We start from the raw sequence: 25,956 nt of genomic DNA, 5'->3' as shown, positions 1-25,956 counted from the left end.
AATCCTTTCCCGCCCCGCCGCCCCAAAATCCGTTGGTGCCACCAACCACCTTCGCCCGCTTTACGTTGGGGTTTTGGGGTTGGGGCGGGCCCCCGGCACCCTCCCGCTATTACTTTTAGCCCGCGCGACAAGTTCTTACTGAAGTTTCGCCTGCAGGACGTTGACGTCGTCGGTGGTCATTTCCCCGTCGGTCGTCACCTTGCCGTCGACGATCTTCCACAGCCGGAACGGGCCGGTGATGTCGCCATATTTGTCGAAGGCGACCGGGCCGATGACGCCTTCGTAGCGGATCGGCTTGCCGTCCTTGATCAGGCCGAGCGCCTTGGCGAACTCCTCCTTGCCGGCAAAGATCGGCGTGCCGGCGGGATCGACCGCCTTGTACATCGCGTCCTTGATCTTGGCCGGATCCTCCGAGCCGGCAATGGCGATGGCCAAGCCAACGATGGCGCCGGCATCATAGGAACGGTCGGCCGCCGGATTGGACGGTTCGATGCCGGAGAATTCCTTGTAGTTCTTGGTGAAATACTCCGTCGAGGCCGTCGGGCTGGTGCCGGACGAGGTGCCATAGGCTTCCTTCAGATAATCGGCGCCGACGGACTCGATGAAGTCCGGGCTGTTCATGCCGTCATTGAGCAGGAATTTCTGCACGCCGCCCTGCGAAATCCAGGTGCGGGCGACCGTTGCGCCGTCGACCGGCGTGCTAACGAGATAGAGGCCGTCCGGCTCGCCGGCCATTGCCGCCGTGACTTCCGAGGCATAGCTCGACTGCTTCTCGTTGTAAGGCGTGTCGGAGACGATGGTGCCGCCGAGCGCTTTGTAGGCGCGCGAGAATTCGGCCACCATGTTGACGCCAAAGTCGTTGTTGACATGGATGATCGACAATTTCTTGAAGCCCTTGTCGACGGCATATTTGGCCGCGGCTACGCCCTGCAGCGCATCCGAGGTGATGGTGCGGAAGAAGATACCATTGGTCTTGCCGTCGCGGCCAAGTGCGGTCAGCGTTGGCGAGGACGAAGCCGGCGAGACCTGGACGATCTTGGCCGGGGCCGTGACCGAGGTCAGGATCGGGATCGACACCGACGAGATGATGCCGCCGATGATGACCGGCACCTTCTTCACCTGCACGAGCTGGGTGGCGGCGTCCACGGCGATGTTGCCCTGGCTCTGGCTGTCGCGCGTGTCGATCGCCAGGTCGCAGCCGCGCACGCCGCCGGCGGCGTTGATGTCGCGGAAGGCCATCTCGACCGACTTAGCGCCGGCCTGACCGTATTCGCCGGCCGGGCCTGTCAACTCCATGACGAGGCCGACGGTGATCTTGCAATCGGCGGCCTGTGCCGCACCCGCCATCGTCACGAGAGCAAGTGCTGTGGTGAGTTGGAGTATCGTCTTTGTCATTGTTGTTCCCCTTTCGTTACTCAACTGTATTTGATCTCTGGAGCCTGTTCAGCGTTCCGGCACCTGCAGCCAGGTTTCATGCAGATGCCGCCATTCGACGCCGTTGGGCGCCGATGAACTGGTGGTGAAAACGGCGCTCGACTGGCGGCGGCTGTGCTTGCCGCCGCGCAGCTGCGCTTCGACGTAAAGGACGACGATGGTATCGGCGTCCTGCCAGCCGGGCCGGATGTCCTCGATCGAAATGGCAAAACCGTCGTTGCAAGAGGCGCGGCTTGAACGGACATGATCGACGACCGCCTTGCGATCGAGCACCTGACCGTCCGGCGCCACCATGCTGAAGTCCTCGCCGATGGCGCGTTCGAAGCGGCCGAAGTCTGCCATGTTGGCTCGCGCGGCAACGAACCAGTCGACGAAGAAGCGATGCAGGTCGGTGATTTCGGCGCTGGCGCGTGAAAACAGGGAGGGCTCGCCGCTCATTTCTTCCCCGCATTGAGGTTGTAGTGCATGATCGAGCCGTGACGGCCGTGACGGTCGCGCTCCAGCGTGTAGACGTCACCCTCGAGGCCGGTGCCTTGCGCAATGACGGCGGCAATCCGCGCCCGGTCCCCGGCATCGAGTGCAACGTCCATGATTTTTGCATTGGCCAGCGCATGCGCCTGGTTGCGGGCGCCAACGATGACGGCCGCCACTTGCGGCTGCTCGAGCACCCAGGCGCTGGCGACGGTGGCGACATCGACGCCGTGGCGGTCGCCAACGGCCTTCAGCGCCTGAAGCAGTTGCTGGAACAGGTCCCAGCCGCCGAAATCGTCGATGATCAGCTTGTACTTGACCAGCGAGCGGTTTTCGAGCGGCGTGGCGGGTTCGGCCACGCCGAGCCATTTGTCGCTGAGGAAACCGCCGGCGACTGAGCCGTAGCAGAGGAAGCTGACGCCATTCTTCGCAGCGAGTGCCGCCAGGCTGTTGCCCGGCCGTTGGTCGAGCACGGAATATTGCAGCTGCTGGCTGACAAGCGGAATGCCGGCCGCCAGAATTTCCGCGAGCCTTGGCGTGTCGAAATTGGTGGTGCCGAGATTGCGTACCTTGCCTTCCAGCCGAAGCTCGTCGAGCCAGCCCATCGCCTCGACGTAGCGCGGCTGCGCATAGTCCCACCAGTGGAACTGCACGAGATCGAGCCGCTCGGTCTTCAGCCGCCGCAGTGACTGGTCGACGATGCCCCTGATATAGTCGCGGCTGATGCTGGCCAGCCGTTCAAGGTCGGGCACCAGCTTGGTGTGCACCTTCATCCGGGCCGCGACATCGAGGCCGCGCTCGCTGGCCAGCCGCAGACGCGCGGCGCCGATCAGTTCCTCGACACCGGTGTAGATGTCGGCGCAATCATAGGTCCAGATGCCGGCATCGAAAGTGGCGATCAGGTCGGCCACCGCTTGGCTGCGGTCGATGGCGCCGTGGCCGCCAGCCAGCTGCCAGCCGCCGCGAATGACACGCGAGATCGTGTAGCCGGGGCCGAGTTCGAAAATCTTGGCGGTCATGTCAGGTCATTCTCCCTCGGCAGCGGCACGGCCGTCGTTTCGGCATGGCTGAACCGCCGCTTGGCCACCCTGACGATCCGGAGCCGGCTGGCGCAATTGGGATCGGGACAAGCGATCTCGGCGTCCGAGGTCATCCAGTCGTTCGGGTGGGTCGGGCGCTGCTTCGCCGCCAGCAGCGGCAGCACGGCGGAGATCGAATAAATCGAAAACCCCTGCCCTGCCGGCATCGACAGCATCTCGCCCTTGAGCTCGAAATAATCGCCGGCCTTGGCGCCGCAATAGATCGGTTTTCCCTCGGGGATGACCGCCTCGACGCGGAGATCGAAGAGTTCGAAACTGTCGTCAGCCATTTCAGGCCTCCACCAGACTGAAGGTGACGTCGCAGGCGCCATTGCGCCGGATCACGCCGCAAGCAGCGGCGAATTGATCGCGTTCTTCGGCGCGCACTTGCGCCACCACGCTGCCGGCGAGCCATCCGATCGGAAACAAGAGCCGCGCGCCCTGCCCGTAGTAGAGGCCGATATCGAAGATCGCATTGGGGTTGCCACCCCACATGCGCGGCGGCACGAAGGACAGCACGATGTCGCCCGGCTGCGGCGTCAGCGTCGCGTTCTCGGCCGGCAACGGCCTGGCATAGGTCTGGCCCTCGAGATCGGCCGCGGGAACCGGGCAGGAGATTTCCGGCCCTGTCCACATTGCATGGATGCCAGGGACGACACGTGGCGTGCCGAGATATGCCGAGAGGAAGGCAGCGTTTTCCGGTGCCTTCTCGGGCAGCAACAATGCCGTGACGGATAGCTGTGAGCGCGGCTCGGTGATGTTGATGGAAGTCATGACTGGTCTTTCGCGGCGGCAGCCTGCAGTTTGCTGCGCAGGAAGGTGAAGGGGCGGCTGATGTCGGCGACCAGCGACTCGCGCGCCGCCTGCGCATCCTGCGTGGCCAGCGCCATAACGATGCGGCGGTGATACTGGGCGGTGTCGACCTCGCCGGCTTCCGAGAAGGCATAGATGGCGACACGAATGCAGGGGCCCGATTGCAGCCACAGGCTCTCGATCATCGGGATCAGCACGGCCGAGCCGCAGGAGCGGTAGATCTCGAAGTGAAAGCTCTGGTTGAGCGTCACTTCGCGATCGACGTCCTTCTTATGTTTCAACGCCCGCATCTCGTCCCATTCGCCGAGAATGGTTTCGATGGTGGCGATCTGGCGCGGACCCATGCGGGCGGCTGCCAGCGCGATCGCCTCGCCCTCGATCAGGATGCGGGCGCGCAAGAGATCATCGAGGCGTTCCAGCGTGATCGGCGGCACGCGCACCGAACGGTTGGGCAACGCCTCCAGCGCCTTTTCCGTGATCAGCCGGCCGAGCGCCTCGCGCACCGGCATGGTCGAAGTGACCAGCGCATCGGCAAGGCCACGGATGGTCAGCACCTGGCTCGGCTCGAACAGACCGCCGATCAAGGCGCGGCGCAATTCGGAATAGACACGGTCCTGCACGGTCTCGCGGCCGACCGGCGCCAGCTGGGCCGCGATCGCCTCGTTGTTCTTCTCGATGGCAGCCTTTTGCATGGAATTCCGTTCTTGGCCGGTTTTCGGCTTGCGGATGAAATTAAACCCGAATAGCGTGATCAAAGCAAGTGTGATCACAAATCATAATCAGGAGACGGCAACGATCGTCTTCGGCCAGAGGGTTTGATGAGCGAGGCAACCAAACGGCAAGGGCAGGAAACCCGCGCCCCGGTTCTGGCGGCAAGGAATGTCGTCAGGCGGTTCGGCGGCCTTGTCGCCGTCAACGATGTCTCGTTCGACGTCAGGGCTGGAGAAATCCTCGGCCTGATCGGCCCGAACGGCGCCGGCAAGACGACGATGTTCGATCTGCTCGCCGGCAGCATATTGCCGACCAGCGGCGAGATCCTTCTCAATGGCATGCCTGTCTCGGGCGAAGCCGCACATCTGCGCATCGGTCGTGGCCTTGGCCGCACCTTCCAGATCCCGCGCCCGCTGCCCAATCTGACACTGATCGAAAACATCATGCTGGCCGCGCAGGGCCAGGCCGGCGAAAAGCTGCTCACCAACTTCGTCACGCCATGGCGGGTGGCGGCGCAGGAAAGAGCCGCCAGGACAAAGGCGCTCGAACTGCTGGAACTGGTCACCCTCACCCATCTCGCGCATGAGCCGGCGCGCGTGCTTTCCGGCGGCCAGCGCAAACTGCTGGAACTCGCCCGCGTCATGATGGCAGACCCGGCGATCATCCTGCTCGACGAACCGGCGGCCGGCGTCAACGCAACGCTGCTCGAAGTCATCATCGACCGCATCCGCGACATCAATGCGCGCGGCGTCACCTTCCTGCTGATCGAGCACAACATCGACATGGTGACGCGGCTCTGCCATCGCGTCCTCGTCATGGCGAGCGGCCAATTGCTCAGCGAAGGCACGGCCGAACAGGTCGCACGCGACCCGCGCGTCATCGAGGCCTATCTCGGAGGCGCGGCATGAGCGAGATCGTCCTCGATGTCCGTGATCTCGAAGCCGGCTATGAACCCGGCGTGCCGATCGTGCGTGGCGCCTCGATCACCGTCGGCAAGGGCGAGATTGTCGTCGTGCTCGGTCCCAACGGCGCCGGCAAGTCGAGCTTCATCAAGGCCATTGCCGGTCTCGTCCCGATCTCCGGCGGCACGGTGTTTCTGGACGGCAATGACATCACTGCCGCGCCCGCGCACACCATGGTGCGGCTAGGCCTGGCCTTCGTGCCACAGACCGAAAACATTTTTCCTCTCATGTCGGTCGAGGACAATCTGAAAGTCGCCTGCGGCATCCTCGAGCGGGGCGAGATTCCTGCGCGCGTCGAGGAGATGTATGCCGCCTTTCCCGACCTCGCCCGCCAACGGCGGACCGCCGCCGGCAACCTGTCGGGTGGACAACGGCAGATGCTGGCCGTCGCACGGGCGCTGATCGTCCACCCCAAGGTGCTGGTGCTCGACGAACCGTCGGCCGGCCTGTCGCCGAAATTCGTCTCGATGGTGTTCGAGATGCTGGCTGGCATCCGCAAATCCGGCGTCACCATCCTGCTGGTGGAACAGAATGCAAAGGCAGCGCTTGCCATCGGCGACCGCGCCTATGTGCTGGTCGACGGCAAGGATCGGCACGAGGGCGTCGCCTCCGAACTGTGGAACGATCCGGTCGTCGCCGAACTCTATCTTGGCCAGCGCCCCCATAAGCCCGACACAGGAGGTGGGGCATGAGCCTGCAATTCATCGTCGACGGGCTGCTGACAGGTTCGATGATCGGCCTTGGCGCTATCGGCGTGACGCTCACCTATTCGATCCTGCGCTTCTCGAACTTCGCCCATGGCGACTTCATGGCCTGGGGCACCTATGCGACGCTGGCCGTCGCCAGCGCCATCGGCGCAATGGTCGGCAAGGTGGCACCCATTGCTCCCCTCTCCTTCGGCTGGCCGCTGATTGTCGCACTGGTCGTCGGCATGGCCTTCACCGCCCTGTTGGCGCTGCTGCTCGACAGAGTGCTGTTCGCGCGGCTGCGCTCACAAGGCCAGGCGATCATCGTGGTGATGGCGAGCTTCGGTGCCTCGATGGCGCTGCGCAGCCTGCTCGAATTCACCTTCAGCTCGCGGCCAACCTATTTCAGCCGGGCGATCCAGATCGCCATGCCGGTCGGCTTCGGCATCCGCATCACGCCCGACCAGATCGCGCTACTGCTGCTGACCGCGGTGCTGGTGCTCGGCGTGCATCTGTTGATGACGCGCACACAGACCGGCCGCTCGATGCAGGCCCTGAGCCAGAACGCGGCGCTGGCCCGCATCGTCGGCATCGACGTTGCCGGCGTGGTGCGCGTCACCTGGGTCATCGGCGGGGCGCTCGCCTGCGTGGCCGGCGTGATGATCGGCATTCTGGTGCAGATCCGCCCGTTCATGGGTTTCGACATGCTGCTGCCGATGTTTGCCGCCGCCATCCTCGGCGGCATCGGCAGCATCCCGGGTGCCGTGCTCGGCGGCCTGATCATCGGGCTGGCTGAAGCCGGTGCCGTGCAGTTGATCGGCGCCGAGTGGCGCGCCGCGGTCTCCTTCATCATCCTGATGGCGGTGCTGTTCGTGCGGCCGATCGGCCTGTTTGGTGTGAGGGAACGCTGATGGACCTGCTCGGCTACGGCGCCTTCTTCCTGACCACTGCGCTGATCTTCTCGCTGGTCACGCTGGGGCTCAATTTGCAGTGGGGCCTGACCGGCCTGTTCAATGTCGGCCTCGCCGGCTTCGTCGCCATCGGCGCCTATACATCCGCGCTGCTGACGACACCTGATGACGCTGCGCGGCTCGGCGGCTTCGGCCTGCCGATCCTTGTCGGCTGGCTCGGCGCCATGGTCGTCGGCGGCGTCGCCGCAGCGCTTACCGGCATAGCGACGCTGCGGCTGCGATCCGATTATCTGGCGATCACCACGTTCGGCGTCGCGGTGGTGGTGCAACTGGTCGCGCTCAACGCGCAGAAGCTGACCGGCGGACCGTTCGGCATCGGTTTCATCCCGCGTCCTTTCGGCGGCCTCGCGGAGACGCCTCTGCTATTCAACCTGTCGAACCTGGCCGTCGTCTCGGTGGTAGCACTGATCGCCTATCTCGCTCTGGAGCATCTGTCGCGCAGCCCGTGGGGACGCGTGCTGAAGGCGCTGCGCGAGGATGAGCGGGCGGCGATCTCGCTTGGCAAAAGCGCGCGTTTCTATCGCGTCCAGGCCTTTGCCGTGGGCGGCGCGATCATGGCGCTGGCCGGCGCGCTGCAGGCGCATTTCACCGGCTTCATCGCGCCGGACAATTACCTGCCGATCCTGACCTTCCAGGTGTGGGTGATGCTGATCGTCGGCGGCTCGGGCAGCAATCTCGGCGCCGTCATCGGCAGCATCCTGGTGTGGGCGATATGGGCCGGATCGGGCACGCTGACCAGCATCCTGTTCCCGCCGGAACAGCAAGCGCGCGCCGCCGCGCTGCAGATCGCCGCCATCGGCGTCATGCTCTGCGTCATCCTGCTGATCCGGCCGAACGGCCTGTTCGGCGACAGGCCGCGGCGGCCATGGTTCGGCAAGCGGGTGAAGATCGCTCAAGCCAAGAGCAGTTCCGGGTCATGAATGCCGTGCCCCGGCAGGAAACGCATAGCGCTTCGCTCTGGCATGCGGTCAGCCGCAATCGCCGCGAGCGGCCGGCGCTGCAAGGCGGGCTCGATGTCGAGCTGGCCATCGTCGGCGGCGGCTTTTCCGGCCTTTCAACCGCGCTGCACGCGGCAGAGAAAGGCCTTTCCGTCGCCGTTCTCGAAGCCGAATTCATCGCCTGGGGCGCGACCGGCAGGAATGCCGGCTTCGTCGTGCCGAACTTCGCCAAGATGGACCCCATCGACATACTGGCCCACCTCGGACCTTCGCGCGGCGAAAGGCTGATCGATTTCGCCGCCGGCAGTGCCGATCTGGTGTTCCGCCTGATCCGGCAGCACGGCATCGACTGCAACGCGGTGCCGAGCGGATGGATCCAGCCGGCGCATTCGCTTGCCGCCTTCGAGAAGGTCAAGTCACGTGCCGGGCAATGGGCGCAACGTGGCCGGCCGGCAGTCACATTGGATCGGCAGGAGGTCGAGGCGCTGACGGGCGTGCCAGGCTATGTCGGCGGCTGGTTGGATCGTTCTGGCGGCGTGCTCAATCCGGTCGAATACGCGCGCGGGCTCGCCGATGCGGCGGAGAAAGCCGGCGCGAAGATTTTCGAGCGGACGCGCGTCACCTCGGTTGATCGCATGGCCGATGATTGGATGCTGAAAACGCCTTCGGGATCGGTGCGCGCCGCAAAGGTGCTGATCGCCACCAACGCCTATGGCTGGTCCCTCAATCCGTCATTGCAGCGAACCTATTTCCCGCTGAAAGTCTTCCAGATCGCGACAGCGCCACTGCCTCGTGATGTGCGCAGCCGGTTGCTTCCCGGTGAGCAAGGCGTCGGCGACACCAGGCGCAATCTCTTCACGTTCCGCTTCGACGCCGAAAACCGGCTGATCAGCGGCGGAATGCATATTCTTGGCGCCGGCGCCGATACGCGTGTACCGCAGACAATCTGGCGGCGGCTTGGCCGGCATCTCGACCTGCCCGACTTGCCGCCGCTTGCCTACAGCTGGTCGGGAATAGCAGCGGTCGAACCGGATTTCCTGCCGCACCTGATCGACCTCGGTCCCGGCCTGATCGCCGGGCGCGCCTGCAACGGCCGCGGCATTGCCATGACCACGGCGATGGGCAAGATGCTGGCCGATTGGGCCGCTGGAACCGACGCCCGTGACTTGCCGCTGCCTTTCGGGTCGCCAGCACCAATCCCGTTCCATGCCTTGCTGCGGCATGCGCCCAACATGCTGCTCGGCTGGAGCATGCTGCGCGACCGGTTCGACGAGATGAGATAGGCGGACAGTCAGCTGGCCGCGCCAAGGTTGGCCGACAAAACCGCGGCCGCCGTGGCGATATCCTCTTCTATGAAAATCCGCACTGTGGGACCGCTGCGCTGCTCCAGTGCGGCGACGATCTTGCGATGCGCGTCATTCGACTGCGGGATGTAGCGATCGGCCTGCATCAGCAGCTTGAGATAGGGCCCGACCCGACCCCAGAGATCGCGGATCATGTTCAAAAGGATCGGCGCGCCGGCGTGCTGGTAGATGGCGAAATGGAAGGCCTCGTTCAACGAGAGATAGGCCCTGGCGTCGCCGGCCTCGATGGCACGCTGCATGCCGGCGAGGGTCGCCTGGATGTCAGCCAGCCCGCTTTCGCTCATCCTGGTCGCGGCCATCTCGCCCGCCAGCCCCTCGACGGCGATGCGGATGCGAGTCAGTTCCTCGAAGGCAGGGGCGGACAGTAACGGCACGATGACCGAGCGGTTGTTCTGCATCTCGAGCAGCCGTTCAGCGACAAGTCTCTGCAGCGCCTCGCGGATCGGTGTCGTCGATATGCCGAACGTCTCGGCGAGTTTGCGGATGACCAATGTCTGGCCCGGGCTGAAACCACCGGAAATCAGCTCCTGCTTGAGGGCGCCATAGGCGCGGTCATTCAGGGTTTGATGTTCGAGCTTCAGCATGCGCGTTCCGCTTCGCTCACCAGTTCGACAGAGCGCGATCGAGCGTCTCGGCCAGTTGCTCCGCATTGTCCCTGGCAAACGGCAGTGGCGGCCTGATCTTCAGCACATTGCCGCGCGGACCGCACGACGAGATCAGCACGCCATCCTCGCGCATCGCTTCAACGACCGCTGATGTCTTGGTGGCGGCCATAGCCTCGCCGCCCTCCGCCGTCAGCTCGACGCCGAAATAAAGGCCGTTGTGCCTGACGTCGGCGACCGCGCCATGCCGGCCTTGCAGGGCGCGCAGCAGGTCAGCCGTGTAGGCGCCAACATCGCGCGCATTCTTGATCAGCCCCTCGCCTTCGATGACCTCCAGCACGGCTAGGCCGACGGCGGCCGCGACCGGATTGCCACCGAAGGTGTTGAAGTAGCCGGTGTTCGAGCCGAACGAGGCGACAAGCTGCGGCCGTACGAGCACAGCGCCCATCGGGTGCCCATCGCCGATCGGCTTGCCCATGGTGACGATGTCGGGCTCGATGCCGTAATTGGCAAAACCCCACATGCCTTGGCCAAGTCGACCGAAGCCGGACTGGACCTCATCGGCAATGACGATGCCGCCGGCCTTTTTGACGTGATCCGCAGCTTCGCGCATCACCTTCGCATCGGGAAAGAAGATGCCGTCGCTGGAAAAGGCCGAGTCGAGAAGCAGTGCCGCCGGACGGATATTTTTTGCGCGCATGTCCTCGATGGCGGCGGCGACGTTTTTCGCGAAATCACGCGCGGCCCGACCATGGTCGCGGAATGTGTCCGGCGCTGCCACAGTGCGGTGTTGCGCGGGCATGCCCTTTGCCCCGACCGCCGCTGGCGACAGCTGCGCCGTCGCGATCGTCGCGCCGTGATAGGCGAAGTCGGTGATGATCACGCCGGTGTCGCCGCTGGAATGCTGGGCGATGCGGATGGCGAGGTCGTTGGCCTCGCTGCCGGTGCAGGTGAACATGGCATGGCCGAGATGGGCTGGAACGGTGCCGAGGAGTTTTTCCGCGTAGTCGAGGATGATCTCGCTGAGATAACGTGTGTGCGTGTTGAGCGTGGCGGCCTGGCCTGACAGCGCCTCAACGACGCGCGGATGGCAGTGGCCGACCGAGGCGACATTGTTGTAGGCATCGAGGAATTTGCGGCCCTTTGCATCGTAGAGCCACACACCGCTGCCGCGCACCAGATGGATGGGGTTGCGGTAGAAGGCGCGGTAGGTCGGTCCGAGCAGCCTGGCGCGGCGCTCGAGCAGCGCGCGCTCCGATGCAGCCGCGTCGGCATTTGAAGGGTATAGCGAGGACTGGGACACGAGCATCTACTCCGGATTGGAATGGTCGAGGAAATAGCGGTGGGCATCGGTGGACGACAGGCCGTCCAGCTTTCCGAGCGAGGCCCAGACTTCGGTGGCGAGGCGGAGCACGTAGTCGCGCTTGGCCGGGAAGCGCTCCGCCTGCCAGCTGGCGATGTTGACGATGAGCGCAAGCCGGGCACGGATCAGATCGAAAAGGATGCCGATCTCTTCGGCCTCGAGCGACTGCACCGATTGATAGCCGGCGACGAAGCGCGCGGCCGGCGCCAGCGGATGGCCCTCCGCCGGCCAGCGGTAGACGGCGCCGATGGCGAGGTCGCAGATCAGCGGCGAATGGATCATGTCGCCGAAATCGAGAATGCCGCTGACGACCTCCGGCCGCGAAGCATCCATCACCACATTGTAGGAGTTCATGTCGTTGTGGACGATCTGCGCGCGCAAGGTCGGGATGACCGGCGCCGCATGCTCCTCGAAGGCGTCGATCGCGCGCTCGACCATCGCCCGCCGGCCATGATCGGTGATATGCGCCATCATCGGGCGCGTCTTGGTGACCTTGCGGATGTCCCACAATAGATCGCTGCCGGCGGCCGGATGGAAGAAGCCGCGCAACGCCCGGCCGAGGCGGGCGAGAAAGATGCCGAGATTGCGGTCCTGCGCCTCAGAAGTCGGCGAGCGCGACAGCAACTGGCCGGGCAGATAGGTGACCAGCCGGATGATGCGCGGCGCCGATCCACCGACGCTGATCGCGAACTGCGCTTCGCCTTCAAGGCTTTTGCGCACCGAGGGAACCGGTAAGGTGGGGTCGACCGCAACGATGTGGTCGAGCGCCTTGTTCTGGAAATCGGTGAAGCCGGCCTCTTCCGCCGGATGGGAGATCTTCAGGACGAACTCGCCCTCGCCGTCCGTCTGGATGTGGAAGTTATGGTCGCGTTCACCAGGCAGCGGACGCGCGGTACCGGTGAGCCCATAGTGCTGGCGCAGGATGGCAAGCGCGTCGGCCGTCGAAACGTCAGGTGCGTCCTCGGCGAGCGTTTCACCGAAAGCATCGGGCGCGGCTGCGGTCATGGCCTTACCTTGGGATCGATGGGTTCGAGCCCGCACCAGTCGGCGATGAACAGCGCGATCGTCTGGGTGACCTTGCGCACCGAGTCGAGATCGACGGCCTCATCATAGCCATGCGGCATGCGGCAGATCGGGCCGTAGACGATCGCCGGCGTGTCGGCATAGAGGCCGAAGAACCGTGCATCGGTGGTGGCCGAGGTGACGTGTTCCGTCAGCGGCTCGCCCCAGACGGCGGTGTGGCTGCGGCGCAGCACGGCTTCCATCTCGTCGGCGCCCTCCAGCACATAGCCCTCGGCCATGAAGCCATTGTAGGTGAGGCTCGGCGGGCAGTTGGCCAGGAATGGATCGGCACGCGCCGCGTCGGCGATGCAGGCCTCAAGCTCGGCCCTGGCGTCCTCAAGCTTCTGGCCGGGATAGGTAGCGACACGCATCTCAAAGACGCAGCGCGCCGGAACGCTCGATGTCCATTCGCCGCCTTCGATCTTGCCGAGGTTGAAGCGGATCGGATGGGGATGGTCGTGAAAATGCTTGTCGTCGACCTTGCGGGCGTTCCAGACGATTTCGAGTTGCTTCAGCGCCTGGATGATGACGAAGGCTTTTTCGATGGCATTGGCGCCGGCCGAGAAAGCCCCTGACGCGTGCTGCGGATCGCCGTCGACCTCGACCCGGAACCAGATCGGCCCCACCTGCGCCCGCATCAGTCGCGGCTCCAGCGGTTCGGGAATGAAAGCGGCGTCGGCACTGTAGCCGCGCTGCAGGCAGGCGAGCGCGCCATTGCCGGTGCACTCTTCTTCGACCACCGACTGCAGGTAAACGTTCGCTGCCGGCTGATAGCCAAGGCTGTGCAATGCGGCCAGCGCATAGAGGCAGGCCGACAGACCGGCCTTCATGTCGCCGGCGCCGCGGCCATGCATCCAGCCATCCTCGATCGCCGGATCGTAGGGATCGCGCACCCAGCGATCGAGCGGCCCTGTCGGCACGACATCGATATGGCCGTTGAGGATCAGCGAGCGGCCAGTCGCGTTTCTCGGCGTGTGCGTGGCAACCACATTGAAGGCATCATCATAGGAGACGGCCACGGGTGAAAAACCGGGCAGGTCGCGGATCACATCGACATCGACGCGCCACATGTCGACCGTATAGCCGTCGGCCTCGTAGGCGGCGGCCATGAACGACTGTGCGGCATGTTCCTCGCCGCGCTGCGAGGGAAAGCGCACGAGATCGTGCAGAAACGCGACCTGTCGCGCGAAGCCGTCATCGACCGCGCTGAGAATGGCCTCGTCCGCAATCCGCTCAGGCATCATATTTCACTTTCATCTGGATGGTGTATCATATCTCATATGCCATTCCTGTGAAGAGGCATACGCGCCGAAACTTCGGGCCAGAGCTTGCCGTTCGATGCCGCCACGCCGCAGGGGAGTTGGCATCGGACGCGGCAAGCCGATACTGCTGTCTGGACAGACATGACGAGGAATGCGTTGATCACCGAAGACACGATGCCGGCCGAAATCACCGATCTCGCCACTGGCTACCGGCGCCTGCCGGCCGGCAAGCTCGCCAATGCCGTGACGTGGATGGAGGCGCGCGCTCCGCAGCCCGATCTCGCGCAACCTCTGGCGATGACCCGGATCACCATGCCCGACTGCGCTTCGTATCGGGCGGTCTTCCTCGAGATCGGTGCGCCCTGGCTGTGGGACCGCGTTTCCGAAATGTCCGATGCCGAGATCGCGGAACATTTTGCCGACCCGCGCCAGCATCTCTACTACGGCCATGACGAGACCGGCACCCATCTGGGCATGGTCGAATTCTTCGTCGCCGACAGCAACGAGATCGAGATCACCTATTTCGGCCTGTTCCCGTCCCTGACTGGCCGAGGGTTCGGCAAGCGGTTGATGGCCGGTGCCCTCGATCTCGCATGGTGTCTAAATCCGAGCCGCATCTGGCTGCATACAAGCAGCTTCGACCATCACAGCGTCATAGGTTTCTACAGTGCCTGCGGGTTCGTGCCCTTCGCGACCGGATTCGAGATTATCGACGATCCCAGGATAAAAGGAACCTTGCCGCGCGATGCCGCACCGCAGATTCCGCTGATCGAAGCGGATTGGAACGGCTGCAGCAATGGCAAGGGAGGCTCGCTCACGCCGGAGAACCGACAGGTTGCGCGGACCTAGATGAGAACAGCTCCGCAATCCGTCAGCCAAGCATCGCAGCACCATCGCCGATGGGTCCGCCGTGAGACCATCCTGTCGACGCTGGAACGCCACATCGACACGCGCATTGTGCTGTTTGCCGCGCCGGCCGGTTTCGGCAAGTCGACGACGATGGCGCAATGGGCTGCGGAAGTCGCGCGCCACGGCCGGCTGACCGCATGGCTGTCCTGCGAGACGACAGACAATGACGAGGGCGCCTTCCTGTCGCATCTGGTGGGAGCGGTGCGCCAGCTGGTGCAAAGCCCGGCGGAGCTCGATCTTGCCTTCCAGTCGAGCCCGATCCCGCAGCTCGATGTCGTGCTCGCAGCACTGGTGGCGGGTCTTGCGGCGCGCGAGGCCGACATCACCTTGTTCTTCGACGACTACCACGCCATCGAGGCGCCGGCGGTGAAGCGGTTCATGGAGCGCCTGACCCGGCAGGCGCCGGCGAATGTCGCCTTCGTCATCGGCTCGCGCAGCCTGCCCGACCTGCAGCTCGGCAAGCTCAGGGTGCTAGGCGACGTCTTCGAAATCGGCCCCGACGATCTGCGTTTCGCCTCCTCCGAAGCCGAGGCGTTCTTCAACGAGAAGCTGGGCCTCAGCGTCAGCAGCGGCACGGTGGAAACCTTGTGCTCGCGCACTGAAGGATGGGCCGCCGGCCTGCAGTTGGCCTCGCTATCGCTAAGTGCCGCGCATGCACCCGAAACCGTCATCGGCAATTTTACCGGCGCCAACCGCAACGTCGCCGACTTCCTGATGGGGGAAGTGTTCCTGGAATTGCCACCGGCGATCGCGAAGTTCCTGCTCTACAGCTCAATCTTCGAACGCTTCAGCGCCGAAGCCTGCCGGGCGGTGATGCGGGCGGCCGACGCCGAGACTGCGATCACCGAGATCGAAACGCGCAACCTTTTTCTTGTGCCACTCGACGAAGAGCGGCGTTGGTTCCGCTATCATCACCTGTTCCGCGACTTCCTCAGCCGCGAAATGGAACGGCGCGAGCCCGAGATGATCGCACCGCTGCATCTGGCGGCCGCCGAATGGTTCGGCGAACGCAAGATGCTGACCGAGGCGATCGGGCACGCGCTGGCCGCCGGCGACCAGGCCCGCGCGGCGGTGTTCGTCGAAAACAACGCGCTCGACCTCATCGCCCAGTGCCAGCTTCTTTATGTGCGCCAGTTGCTGGCACTGCTGCCGAAGCAACTGATCGATCAGCGCATCCGGCTGCAGCTGGTCGTGCTGTGGCTGGCAGTGCACAGCAGCCAACCCGAGATTGCCCAGCAGACGCTGAACAATGCGCGCAAGCTGGTCGAGACCGGACCGGCTGACAGCAATGACCCAGGCACCGTGACCGGCACAACGATCGAGGCCGAGCTCGTGGTCATCGCCGCTGCCGTCCACAGCACGCTGGAGCAGTTCGATCAGGCGCGTGACACCGCACTTGCCGCCTTGCGCGTCATCGCGCCCGATGCCTGGTTCATGGAGGGCGCGACCGCCAATGTCATCGGCTACAACCTCTATGCGCTCGGCGACCTCGACGGTGCGCGCGCGGCAATCGATGCGGCGCGACGGGCGCACGAGCGAAGCGGCAGCCTGCTCGGCGTCACCATCGCCAATTGCTACATGGCCGTCGTCGAACGTTCGGCGGGCCGCCTGCCTGCCGCCGAGCGGCTGCTTCGCAACGCGATCATCGAGGCCAGGGCGCGGATCGGTGCTAATTCCTATGCCGAGGCCCTGGCCGGAACACTGCTTGCCGAGCTTGCCTACGAAACCAATGCGTCCGGCGAAGCGCTGGCCCTGGTCGAGAACCTCGGCCCGCTGATCGAGGGTGCGGCGGTCATCGTCTATCCCTTGGCCAGTGTGCCGACCTATGCCCGCGTGCTGCAGCTCACCGGCCGCACCGAAGCCGCACTCGATATGCTGGAGCGGGTCTATCAACGCGTGCGCGGCACGGTGTATCGCCGCCTGGCATCGATGATCCTGCATGACCGCATACGCGCGCTGCTCGACCAGAACCGCAATGCCGAGGCGCGCGCGCTGCTGGCCGAGCATCGCGGCGAAGAGACCGAGGCGTCGATGGTCATGACTACCGCCAACGAGTTCGAGTTCTTCGCCGAAGGCCGCCTGCTGACGGCCGAGAAATCCTATGCCGATGCGGCCAAGGTCTTCGACGCACTTCTGAAGCGCACGAAAGACAACGGGCGCATGCGTCGCTACATCCTAGCGCTGATCCTGCGCGCCAAGACGGCCAGCGCGGCACACGACCAACGCGAGGCCGACCGGCATCTGCTCGAAGCGCTGCGCCTTGCCCAGCCGTCAGGCTTCATCCGCTCCTTCGTCGACGAGGGAAGGCCTGTCGTCGAAGGGTTGATGCGCCTGCGTGCGGCTCAGGCAAAGACAGATCCCGCGCTGTCAGCCTATGCGACGCGCATCATCGATGCCGCGCAGACGATGCCTGTGGCGACGCGCAAGCTGGCCGCGCCAGCCGCCGAGAAGGAACATCTCACCCAGCGCGAGACCGAGCTGCTGCGCTATCTCACCGAGGGCATGTCCAATCGCGATATCGCCTTTGCGCTGTCGGTGAGCGAAACCACGGTGAAGTGGCATTTGAAGAACATTTTCGGCAAGCTGGCGGTGACCAACCGGGTCCAGGCCGTGCGCGCCGCGCAAGGGTCCGCCGACGCCCCTACCCCTCCGAAAGGAGGGCATAGATAATAGGCGCAGCCCTCCTTTCGGGGCGGGCGGAGCCGATACAAGCCTGCTAAGCGTCACCTGGTTTTTAGGGGAACGCTGCGCATGGCGACAGGCTACGTTTTTCACGAACAGCTGATGTGGCATGATACCGGCTCGAGCGCCGACATGATGCCTCCCGGCCGCTTCGTGGAACCGGGCCGCCATCTGGAATCGCCCGGCTCGAAGCGTCGGCTCAACAACCTCATCCAGGTCAGTGGCCTGTCGCGCCATCTGGTGCCGATCATCCCCGAGCCGGTTTCGGTCGAAGACCTGCTGCGCGTGCATACGCAACGCCACGTCGACGATATCCGGATGCTCAGCGAACGTGGCTCCGGTTTCGCCGGTCCGCAGGCGCCAATCGGCCTCAACAGTTTTGACATCGCTCTGCTGTCGGCCGGCACCACCTATGCCGCGATGCGCGCCGTACTGACCGGCCGCGTCGACAATGCTTACGCGCTGGCACGGCCGCCAGGACATCATGCCGAACCCGACCAGGCGATGGGCAACTGCCTGTTCTCCAACATCGGTGTCGCTGTCCGCCGGCTGCAGCATGAAGGCCTGCTCGGCCGCGCCGCCGTGGTCGACTGGGATGTACATCACGGCAACGGCACCGAGACGGTGTTCTATTCCGACCCCTCGGTGCTGACCATTTCCGTGCATCAGGACAATCTCTACCCGACCGGGCGCGGCGCGCTGGCCGACAACGGCAAGGGCGCCGGCGAGGGCTACAACATCAACGTCCCGCTGCCGGCCGGTAGCGGGACCGGCGCCTATGAAGCGACCTTCGACCGCGTCATCGCCCCGGCGCTGCGCGCCTTCAAACCGGACCTCGTCATCGTCGCTTCCGGCTTCGACGCCTCGGGCTTCGACCCGCTCGGCCGCATGATGCTCAACAGCGAATGCTTCCGGCGCCTGGCCGCGCGCATGGTGGCGCTGGCCGCCGAGACCTCGCAAGGACGCCTGATCATGACCCATGAGGGCGGCTACTCCGAGGGCTATGTGCCGTTCTGCGGCCACGCCGTCATCGAGACCCTGGCCAATCACCGCACCGAGGTGGTCGACCCGCTCTCGGAGCATATCGACGAATGGGCCGGGCAGGATCTGCAGCCGCATCAGGCCGCGGTGATCGATGCCGCAGAGGGCCTGCTCGCCAGTCTGCGCCAACGCCTAGACAGTGCGGCCTGACGCGATGGATTTTGTCTTCGCCACGCTTCTCAATGCGCTGACGCTGATCAGCATTCTGATGCTGGTCGGGCTTGGGCTAGCGATCAGCTTCGGCCTGATGAACGTCACCAATCTTGCACATGGCGAGTTCGTCACCGTCGGCGCCTTCGCGGTCTATTTCGTCCAGAGCATGGGCGGCTCGTTCTGGCTGGGCCTGGCCGCAGCGCCCATTGCCGGCGCGATGGTCGGCTGCATCCTCGAATTCGCCATCATCCGCCATCTCTACTCAAGGCCGGTCTCGACCGTGCTCGCCACCTGGGGCGTCAGCCTGATCCTGCAGCAAGGGCTGGAACTGACCTTCGGGCTCGGCGCCAAGCCGGTGGCGCCGCCGATCGAGGGCACGCTCGATCTCTTCTTCACCGTCTATCCAGCCTACCGGCTGATCCTGATCGGCATCGCCATGCTGATCCTGCTCGGCGTCGTCCTGCTGATCAGCCGGACGTCCTTCGGTCTCGACATCCGCACCGTCATCCAGAACCGCGAGATGGCCGAGGGCGTCGGCATCAACACGCGGCGCACCTACGCCATCGCCTTCACCTTCGGCGCGGCCATCGCCGGGCTCGCCGGCGGACTGGTCGCGCCGCTGGCGATCGTGCTGCCGCAGATGGGGGTCAACTATCTCGCCAACGCCTTCTTCGTCGTCATCGTTGGCGGTGTCGGCTCGATCGGCGGCCTTGTCGCCGGCAGCGTTTTCGTCGGCGGGCTGACCAGCGTCCTCAACTACCAGATCTCGCCATCGCTGGCGCAGGCGATCGTGCTGCTGGCAGCCATCGTCGCCGTCAGGCTGCGGCCCAACGGCCTGTTCAACGGGGCATCGCGATGATCGCCCGTGACCGCAACTGGCTGCTGATCTTCGCCGTCTGCGTGGCGCTCGCGGTCGTCTATCCCCTCTTCGCCGGCGGTTATCAGCTGACGGTGATCCGCGACGCGCTGATCTTCGGCCTGTTCGCGGCAAGTCTCGACTTCTTCTGGGGTCGCACCGGAATCCTGTGTTTCGGCCACGCCGCCTTTTTCGGCATTGGCGGCTACACCATGGCGCTGGTCACGCTCAACGATGCCATCCCCTTCGCAAGCTTGCTCGGTATCATGGGCGCGGTGGCCGGTGCTGCCTTCGTCGCCGCCATCATCGGCTACTTTCTGTTCTTCGGCGGCATCCGCGGCAGCTACTTCACCATCGTCACGCTGGCCATGGGTGTCATCTGCCAGCAGGCCGCTGTTTCCTGGAGCTCGGTCACGGGCGGCGACAGCGGCCTGATCGGCATCCCGCCGATCGAGTTCGATGTTGGCGGGCTGCATGTCGATCTCAGCCAGGATCTGCCCTCCTACATCTTCGTCTCGGCCGTCGTGGCGGTGGCCGTGCTGGCGCTGTGGTCGATCAGTCGTGGGCGCTGGGGCACGGTGCTGACCGCCATTCAGGACAATGAAGTCCGGGCGGCGGCGCTTGGCCATAACGCGCCGTTGCGGCTGCTCGTGACCTTTGTTCTGTCGGCGGCGATCGCCGGGCTTGCCGGCGCGCTCTATGTCTGCATGGCCGGGCTGGTGGCGCCCGATCTGGCCGGGTTGCTTCTGTCGACGGAAGTCATCGTCTGGGTGGCGGTCGGCGGGCGCGGCACGCTGCTTGGGCCGGTGCTCGGCGCCATCTTCATCCAGCGGGCGCAGCAGACCATCAGCAGCTTCAACCCGAGCCTTTGGCCGCTGCTGCTCGGCTGCGTCTTCGTCATCATCGTCTTCGTCCTGCCGGACGGCATCCTGTCGATCTACGCGCGGCTGAAGAGCCTGTTCAAAGGGCGGAGGCGGGCACAATGAGCGACATCCTGCTCCAGGCTGAAAATGTCGGCATCCGCTTCGGCGGGCTGCAGGCGCTCGAGGCACTGAACCTCACCGTGCGCGACAAGGAGCTCTGCTGCATCATCGGACCGAACGGCGCCGGCAAGAGCACCTTCCTCAACGTGCTGACCGGCACGCTTCGCCCAACCAGCGGCAGCGTGCGCTTCCTCGGCCACGACATAGCCGGCTTGCCACTGCATCGCATCGCCCGGCTCGGCATCGCCCGCAAGTTCCAGATCCCCTCAGTCTTCCCAAGCCTCTCGGTGGAAGACAATTTGAAGGTCGCTCGGTGGGGCGCACCCTCGCCTGCGCGCCCGGTTGGCGAACTCTTGGAGTTGGTCGCGCTCGGCAACCGTACCTCGACGCTTGCCGGTCAACTCGCACACGGCCAGAAGCAATGGCTGGAGATCGGCATGGCGCTGGCAATTGAGCCGAGGCTGCTGCTGCTCGACGAGCCGACCGCCGGCATGACACCGCAGGAGACGCTGGCAACCGCCGAGATGCTGCTACGGCTCAAGGGCGAGTTCTCGATCGTCGCGGTCGAGCACGACATCCGCTTCGTGCGGGCGTTGAATTGCGAAACGCTGGTGCTGCATCAGGGACGCCGGCTGCGCAGCGGTCCTTTCCATGACATCGAGACCGACGAGGTGGTCCGCGATGTCTATCTGGGGAGGCGCTGACCATGCTGCGGACACTTGCCGTGTCGGCCGGCTACGGCCTGCTCCCGGTGCTGAACGGCATCGACCTCAGCGTCGCGCCCGGCGAAGTCGTCGGTCTGCTTGGCCGCAACGGCGCCGGCAAGACGACGCTGCTGCGCGTCATCGCCGGCGGCTTGCGGGCGAGCGGCGGCGCGGTGGTTCTCGGTGACAAGGATCTCACCAACGCGCCGGCCTTCCGCCGCGCGCGGGCGGGCATCGCGCATGTGCCGCAGGGGCGCGGGATCTTCAACCAACTGACAGTGCGGCAAAACCTGGAGGTCGGCACCCGCGCCGCCAGGGACCGTGGCGACGGCGGCATTCCGGCCGATATTTTCGGCTATTTTCCGATCCTGCGCGAACGCGAAGCGCAGATCGCGGGCACACTCTCGGGTGGCCAGCAGCAGATGCTGGCGATCGGCCGCGCGCTATGCGGCCTGCCGTCGGCGCTGCTGCTCGACGAGCCCTCGGAAGGTATCCAACCGAACATCGTGCAGTCGATCGCCGAGCTGGTGCCGCGCATTGCCCGCGAGCGCGGCATCGCGATCGTTCTTGTCGAGCAGAATCTCGATCTCGTTCTCAAGGCGGCGGATCGCTGCCTGGTGATGGAGAAGGGCAGGATCGTCCATGAAGGCGCGCCGGAGGCGTTCGCCGACGAGACCCTGCTCAAGGATTTGTTGGCTTTGTAAGGCACGCCTGAAGCGCGCCTCGGACCTGTTGGCTTTGTAGGGCGTGCATGGGGCGCGCCTGGACTGGAAGGGAACACAACAATGATAAGCAGACGAACTGTTTTGAAATCCGGCGGCGCTGCCGCTGCCTTCGCCATGGTCGGCGCGCCATCGATCCTGCGCGCCGCCGACACCGTCAAGGTCGGCCTGTCGATCCCGATCACCGGGCTGCAGGCGATCCTCGGCGAGACGCTGCTCAATTGCTACAAGCTTGCCGCCGCCGAACTCAACGCCGCCAACGGCATTGGCGGCCGCCAGGTGGAGCTGATCATCGAAGACAACCAGACCACGACCAAGGGCTCCATCGACAAGGCGCGCAAGCTCATCAACGAAGACAAGGTCGACGTGATCATGGGCACGATCATTTCGCCCGAGCGCTCTGCGACGCTATCCGTGACCTCGAAGGCCAAGAAGCTGTTCTTCTATCCGACCAATTTCGAAGGCGGCGAGTGCAACCGCTACTTCGTCGCCACCGGCCCGATCCCGATGCAGCAGGTCGACCCGATGATGCCATGGGTGGCCGAGAACCTCGGCAAGACGATCTATGTCATGGCCTCCGACTATGCCTGGCCGCAGAAGATGACCGAGGCGATCACGGCGGCCTATGAGAAGGCCGGCGGCAAGATTATCGGCGCCGACTACTATCCGTTCGGCACCACGGATTTCGGCCCGGCGTTCCAGAAGATCAAGTCGCTGAAGCCCGATGTCGTCTGGTCGATGGTGGTCGGCAACGACGCCGTCACCCAGCTCAAGCAGTATCGCAGCTTCGACATCAAGCAGCCGCTGATCGCGCCGCTCGACGAGGTCTTCAACAAGGACGCGCTGCCGCCGGGCGTCGCTGCCGGCACCTACGCGCCGCAGCCCTACTGGATGGCGCTCGACAACCCGGTCAACAAGAAGTTCATCTCCAGCTTCCGCGAAAAGTTCGGCCAGGAGAAGATGGTCAACGGCATCGGTGAGGCCGGCTACAACGGCCTGCATCTCTACGCTCTGGCCGCCGAGAAGGCGGGGTCGCTGAAGGACGACGATGTGCTGGCGGCGCTGCCGGCGATCGAATTCGACGCGCCGCAAGGCAAGATCCGCGTCGACGCCACCAACAACCACACACTCTGCCATTCCTATGTCGGCAAGGCGGCGGCCGACGGCATCGGCTACGAGATCGCTAGGGATTTCGGCACCATCGCGCCGGTGACGCCTTACTGCAAGGTCTAGGAACTTCGGCTGCGCGGCACATCGGATCTTGTCGTTGCCGCGCAGCCATCCGGCCGCGGCCGATCTGGATAGGTCTATTACATCCAGGCAATCCTGACCGCGGCGTTGCCGCTGCCGTCAGGGTACCTGGGTCGCTGGCAGCCGCTCGCGCAACTCGTCGACAAGCACCCTTATGTTTTCGGAATAGTCGATGGGCACGACGACGAGATGCACGCCGCCGCCGGCGAAGGCCTGTTCCAGCGTTGGCCGCAATTCGGCGATCGCGCCAACCCTGGTCCCCTTGGCGCCATAGGCCTCGGCGTATCTCACGAAGTCGGGATTGCCGAAGGTCATGCCAAAATCCGGAAACTCGTCGACCGCCTGTTTCCAGCGGATCATGCCGTAGGCGTGATCCTCGAGCAGCAGGACGACGAGGTTGAGCCTGAGCCTGACGGCGGTCTCCATTTCCTGGCTGTTCATCATGAAGCCGCCGTCGCCGCAGATGGCCATGATACGGCGCTGTGGATAGAGCAGTGCCGCCATCATTGCCGACGGCAAGCCCGCGCCCATTGTGGCCAGCGCATTGTCGAGCAGCAGCGTGTTTGCCATGCGCGTCCGGTAGTTGCGCGCGAACCAGATCTTGTACATGCCATTGTCGAGGGAGAGGATACCGTCCGCCGGCATCACGGCGCGCACGTCATGCACGATGCGCTGCGGTGTGAAGCGGTCTTCGGTGGCGCGCGCTGCGATCCGGCTCAAAACGCCTTCCCGCAGCGGCAGCAGGGCCTGCGCATTGGGGATGTTGCCTTCGATGCGGTCGGCCAGCAGCGCCAGCGAAGGCCCGAGGTCGCCGACGATTTCTGCCTGTGGGAAATAGACCTGCTCGACATCGGCCGTTTGATAGCCGACATGAATCACCTTCGGCCCCTTCGCCCCCATGATGAAGGGCGGCTTCTCGACCGTGTCGTGACCGATGGTGATGATCAGATCGGCCTGTTCGATGGCCTCGTGCACATAGTCGCGTTCCGAAAGGGCTGCTGTTCCCATATAGAGCTCGGTGCCGCCGGGCACGGTGCCCTTGCCCATCTGCGTGGTGAAATAGGGAATTTGCGTGCGCAGCACGAACTGCGCGAGATCGGAGGTCAAGCGCGGCCGCGACGCCGCCGCGCCGAACATCAACAGCGGACGCTTGGCTTCCATGATCATACGGGCGGCGCGATCAAGCGCGCCCGGGCTGGCCAGCGGCAGTTCGACCGGGTGCGTCGGCACCAGTGCGATCGGCTCGCACTCTGCCGCAGCAATGTCTTCCGGCAGTTCCAGATGCACTGGGCCTGGACGCTCTTCCTGGGCAACGCGAAAGGCTTCGCGCACCAGCGACGGGATCATCTTCGGCGAGACGATCTGGCGCGACAGCTTGGTCAGCGGCTTCATCGCCGCGACTATGTCGACGATCTGAAAGCGCGCCTGCCGGGATGACAGGATGCCCTTCTGGCCGGTGATCATGATCATCGGCATCGCGCCGAGCAGCGCATAGGCCGAACCGGTCGAAAGATTGAGCGCGCCCGGGCCAAGCGTGGTGATGCACACACCTGGCTTGCCGGTGAGTCTGCCATAGGTGGCGGCCATGAAAGCGGCCGCCTGCTCGTGGCGGGTCAGGATCAGCTGGATCGAGGAGCGGCGGATGGATTCGACGATATCGAGATTTTCTTCGCCCGGAATGCCGAAAATCCGTTCGACCCCTTCGTTCTCGAGGGCCGCGACGAACAGATCCGAACCTTTGGTCATAAACCGTCCCTCCCGCAATGCGCTCATTCAGTCAGCCACTTTCATATGGCACTGGAACACGATGCCTCAAAGGCCCGATGCGTGCACTCTTTTACCGGCTTTGCAGAAGAAACCCGAATTGTGTCCTTGTTGTCGACGGGTGGTGACGGCGACGAACTGTCGTCGACCGCGCCGGGGTCAAGGAGTATCCGCGCGACCTCAACTGAGAGTGGCAGCGATGGCGATCACGCCATCATTTTCGGCAAGGCGGCCGCCAGCGCATCGACGGCAAGCCGCACCTTCAGCGGCAGATGCGGCGTCTGCAGCCAAAGGGCGTGGCAGTCGTAGAGATATCGCGGCTGGTCCGGCAGCAGCGCAATCAGCGCGCCGGCCTGAATGCGCTCGCGGACCAGCCAGGAGGGCAGCCAGGCGAGGCCCATGCCCTCGACAGCCGCGTCGGCGATGGCATCGAGATCGTCGAGCCGCAGCCGGCCTGTTGGCATGATCTCTTGCGTGGGTTGCCTCTCGCCCGCAAACAGCCACGGCTGAACGATCTGGCCAAGCCGACGGTAGACAATCGCCTGATGGTCGGCGAGATCGTCGATGTGCCGCGGTTCGCCGTGGCATTGGAGATAAGACGGCGCTGCGCAGACGACCATGCCCTGGCGCGCGACGCGGCGCGCGATCACGCCAGCCTTGTCGTCAAGGGTACCAGTTCGGATGGCAAGGTCGTAGCCATCCTCGGCAAGATCGGCGAAGCGGTCGCCGAGCGACAGGTCGAGTTCCAGCATCGGATATTGCCGCGCCAACCCTAGCAGCACGGGCGTCACGCAGTGGCGGCCGAAATGCGCCGGCATAGTGACACGCAGTTTTCCACGTGGCTCCGAAAACTGGGCGGCGGCGAGCGCATCAGCGGCGTCGGCCTCGGCCAGTACCACCCGGCAGCGTTCATAGTAGGCGCGCCCGAAGTCGGTCAGGCTCTGCCGGCGCGTGGTCCGGTTGAGCAGGCGCACGCCCAGCCGTTCCTCGAGAAACCGGACATGTTTCCCAACCATCGGTCCGGACAGGTCGAGTGCGACCGACGCGGCCGCGAACGAACCGAGGTCGACCGCCTTGACGAACACGGCCATGCTCTCAAGCCGATCCATATTCGAAACTCCTGGTTTCTACTGTTCCCCTTTACAGCCATTTATCCTCGGCAAGCTCGGCTGC

At 64.6% G+C, this 25,956-nt stretch carries 25 protein-coding genes; 13 read left to right on the top strand and 12 right to left on the bottom strand.

Features of this window, described 5'->3' with window-relative positions:
- Positions 1–135: 135 nt before the first annotated feature.
- From NKI73_RS13840 to NKI73_RS13815, 6 genes are read right to left on the bottom strand one after another with little or no spacing between them, the layout of a single operon-like run.
- Positions 136–1,395 (bottom strand): ABC transporter substrate-binding protein, encoded by a 1,260-nt coding sequence (locus tag NKI73_RS13840; protein ID WP_352630430.1) that lies wholly within the window; start codon positions 1,393–1,395, stop codon positions 136–138.
- A 48-nt stretch (positions 1,396–1,443) separates the two neighbouring features.
- Entirely contained in the window at positions 1,444–1,872 is a 429-nt protein-coding gene (locus NKI73_RS13835; RefSeq protein WP_352630428.1) for a DUF4440 domain-containing protein, read from the bottom strand.
- Positions 1,869–2,924, bottom strand: coding sequence for an aldo/keto reductase (locus NKI73_RS13830; protein ID WP_352630425.1), 1,056 nt, complete (start codon positions 2,922–2,924; stop codon positions 1,869–1,871). Before NKI73_RS13830 ends, NKI73_RS13835 begins: the two co-directional genes overlap by 4 nt.
- The gene (locus NKI73_RS13825) at positions 2,921–3,274 is read right to left on the bottom strand and encodes a TIGR04076 family protein (RefSeq protein ID WP_352630423.1); all 354 of its coding nucleotides are present in this window, start codon (positions 3,272–3,274) and stop codon (positions 2,921–2,923) included. The genes NKI73_RS13830 and NKI73_RS13825 overlap by 4 nt, the downstream gene beginning before the upstream one ends.
- 1 nt (position 3,275) lies before the next feature.
- The gene (locus NKI73_RS13820; protein WP_352630421.1) at positions 3,276–3,758 is read right to left on the bottom strand and encodes a DUF3830 family protein; all 483 of its coding nucleotides are present in this window, start codon (positions 3,756–3,758) and stop codon (positions 3,276–3,278) included.
- On the bottom strand, positions 3,755–4,489 hold the full coding sequence (locus NKI73_RS13815) for a GntR family transcriptional regulator (protein WP_352630419.1): 735 nt from the start codon (positions 4,487–4,489) through the stop codon (positions 3,755–3,757). The genes NKI73_RS13820 and NKI73_RS13815 overlap by 4 nt, the downstream gene beginning before the upstream one ends.
- Positions 4,490–4,615: 126 nt before the next feature.
- On the opposite strand from NKI73_RS13815, the gene NKI73_RS13810 reads away from it, so the two are divergent.
- Genes NKI73_RS13810 through NKI73_RS13790 form a run of 5 tightly spaced genes read left to right on the top strand, consistent with a single transcriptional unit; the run spans position 4,616 to position 9,348 of the window.
- Positions 4,616–5,416, top strand: a complete 801-nt coding sequence (locus NKI73_RS13810; protein WP_352630417.1) for an ABC transporter ATP-binding protein — start codon at positions 4,616–4,618, stop codon at positions 5,414–5,416.
- Positions 5,413–6,162: a branched-chain amino acid ABC transporter ATP-binding protein gene (locus NKI73_RS13805; protein ID WP_352630415.1), complete on the top strand. Its 750-nt coding sequence runs from the start codon at positions 5,413–5,415 to the stop codon at positions 6,160–6,162. The genes NKI73_RS13810 and NKI73_RS13805 overlap by 4 nt, the downstream gene beginning before the upstream one ends.
- Positions 6,159–7,067, top strand: coding sequence for a branched-chain amino acid ABC transporter permease (locus NKI73_RS13800; protein ID WP_352630413.1), 909 nt, complete (start codon positions 6,159–6,161; stop codon positions 7,065–7,067). Before NKI73_RS13805 ends, NKI73_RS13800 begins: the two co-directional genes overlap by 4 nt.
- Entirely contained in the window at positions 7,064–8,047 is a 984-nt protein-coding gene (locus NKI73_RS13795; RefSeq protein ID WP_352630448.1) for a branched-chain amino acid ABC transporter permease, read from the top strand. The genes NKI73_RS13800 and NKI73_RS13795 overlap by 4 nt, the downstream gene beginning before the upstream one ends.
- The gene (locus tag NKI73_RS13790; RefSeq protein WP_352630411.1) at positions 8,044–9,348 is read left to right on the top strand and encodes an NAD(P)/FAD-dependent oxidoreductase; all 1,305 of its coding nucleotides are present in this window, start codon (positions 8,044–8,046) and stop codon (positions 9,346–9,348) included. The genes NKI73_RS13795 and NKI73_RS13790 overlap by 4 nt, the downstream gene beginning before the upstream one ends.
- An 8-nt stretch (positions 9,349–9,356) precedes the next feature.
- On the opposite strand, the gene NKI73_RS13785 is transcribed toward NKI73_RS13790, so the two are convergent.
- Genes NKI73_RS13785 through NKI73_RS13770 form a run of 4 tightly spaced genes read right to left on the bottom strand, consistent with a single transcriptional unit; the run spans position 9,357 to position 13,697 of the window.
- A complete protein-coding gene (locus NKI73_RS13785; protein ID WP_352630409.1) occupies positions 9,357–10,013 on the bottom strand; it encodes a GntR family transcriptional regulator in 657 nt (218 codons plus the stop codon).
- A gap of 16 nt (positions 10,014–10,029) precedes the next feature.
- On the bottom strand, positions 10,030–11,340 hold the full coding sequence (locus NKI73_RS13780) for an aspartate aminotransferase family protein (RefSeq protein WP_352630407.1): 1,311 nt from the start codon (positions 11,338–11,340) through the stop codon (positions 10,030–10,032).
- Positions 11,341–12,399: a phosphotransferase gene (locus NKI73_RS13775; RefSeq protein WP_352630405.1), complete on the bottom strand. Its 1,059-nt coding sequence runs from the start codon at positions 12,397–12,399 to the stop codon at positions 11,341–11,343. It lies immediately after the preceding gene.
- Positions 12,396–13,697 carry an ArgE/DapE family deacylase gene (locus NKI73_RS13770; protein ID WP_352630447.1) on the bottom strand — a complete coding sequence of 434 codons (1,302 nt, stop codon included), beginning with the start codon at positions 13,695–13,697 and terminating at the stop codon, positions 12,396–12,398. Before NKI73_RS13770 ends, NKI73_RS13775 begins: the two co-directional genes overlap by 4 nt.
- Before the next feature lie 162 nt (positions 13,698–13,859).
- Here NKI73_RS13770 and NKI73_RS13765 point away from each other — a divergent pair, with 162 nt between their 5' ends.
- The 8 genes from NKI73_RS13765 to NKI73_RS13730 all read left to right on the top strand — a co-directional run bounded on the left by NKI73_RS13765 (position 13,860) and on the right by NKI73_RS13730 (position 23,001).
- Positions 13,860–14,567 (top strand): GNAT family N-acetyltransferase, encoded by a 708-nt coding sequence (locus NKI73_RS13765; protein ID WP_352630403.1) that lies wholly within the window; start codon positions 13,860–13,862, stop codon positions 14,565–14,567.
- Entirely contained in the window at positions 14,568–17,297 is a 2,730-nt protein-coding gene (locus NKI73_RS13760) for a winged helix-turn-helix domain-containing protein (protein ID WP_352630401.1), read from the top strand.
- Between the two features lie 81 nt (positions 17,298–17,378).
- Positions 17,379–18,500 carry a histone deacetylase-like amidohydrolase gene (locus NKI73_RS13755; RefSeq protein WP_352630399.1) on the top strand — a complete coding sequence of 374 codons (1,122 nt, stop codon included), beginning with the start codon at positions 17,379–17,381 and terminating at the stop codon, positions 18,498–18,500.
- Between the two features lie 4 nt (positions 18,501–18,504).
- The gene (gene urtB, locus NKI73_RS13750; protein WP_352630397.1) at positions 18,505–19,362 is read left to right on the top strand and encodes an urea ABC transporter permease subunit UrtB; all 858 of its coding nucleotides are present in this window, start codon (positions 18,505–18,507) and stop codon (positions 19,360–19,362) included.
- Positions 19,359–20,345, top strand: coding sequence for a branched-chain amino acid ABC transporter permease (locus NKI73_RS13745; RefSeq protein ID WP_352630395.1), 987 nt, complete (start codon positions 19,359–19,361; stop codon positions 20,343–20,345). The genes urtB and NKI73_RS13745 overlap by 4 nt, the downstream gene beginning before the upstream one ends.
- Positions 20,342–21,046 (top strand): ATP-binding cassette domain-containing protein, encoded by a 705-nt coding sequence (locus tag NKI73_RS13740; RefSeq protein ID WP_352630393.1) that lies wholly within the window; start codon positions 20,342–20,344, stop codon positions 21,044–21,046. The genes NKI73_RS13745 and NKI73_RS13740 overlap by 4 nt, the downstream gene beginning before the upstream one ends.
- Before the next feature lie 2 nt (positions 21,047–21,048).
- Positions 21,049–21,750 (top strand): ABC transporter ATP-binding protein, encoded by a 702-nt coding sequence (locus tag NKI73_RS13735; RefSeq protein ID WP_352630391.1) that lies wholly within the window; start codon positions 21,049–21,051, stop codon positions 21,748–21,750.
- An 81-nt stretch (positions 21,751–21,831) separates the two neighbouring features.
- Positions 21,832–23,001 carry a substrate-binding protein gene (locus NKI73_RS13730; protein ID WP_352630389.1) on the top strand — a complete coding sequence of 390 codons (1,170 nt, stop codon included), beginning with the start codon at positions 21,832–21,834 and terminating at the stop codon, positions 22,999–23,001.
- A 117-nt stretch (positions 23,002–23,118) separates the two neighbouring features.
- Here NKI73_RS13730 and NKI73_RS13725 read toward each other — a convergent pair whose 3' ends face one another.
- Both NKI73_RS13725 and NKI73_RS13720 read right to left on the bottom strand, forming a co-directional pair.
- Positions 23,119–24,765 (bottom strand): acetolactate synthase large subunit, encoded by a 1,647-nt coding sequence (locus NKI73_RS13725; RefSeq protein ID WP_352630388.1) that lies wholly within the window; start codon positions 24,763–24,765, stop codon positions 23,119–23,121.
- A 224-nt stretch (positions 24,766–24,989) separates the two neighbouring features.
- Complete coding sequence (locus tag NKI73_RS13720) at positions 24,990–25,892, bottom strand: LysR family transcriptional regulator (protein WP_352630386.1); 903 nt, start codon at positions 25,890–25,892, stop codon at positions 24,990–24,992.
- Positions 25,893–25,956 lie beyond the last annotated feature (64 nt).

It is taken from the genome of Mesorhizobium sp. M0496 (assembly GCF_040321205.1).
Classification (GTDB): Bacteria; Pseudomonadota; Alphaproteobacteria; order Rhizobiales; family Rhizobiaceae; genus Mesorhizobium.
The sequence above is the reverse complement of the archived record's forward strand: the minus strand, read 5'-3'. Positions and strand labels throughout refer to the sequence as shown.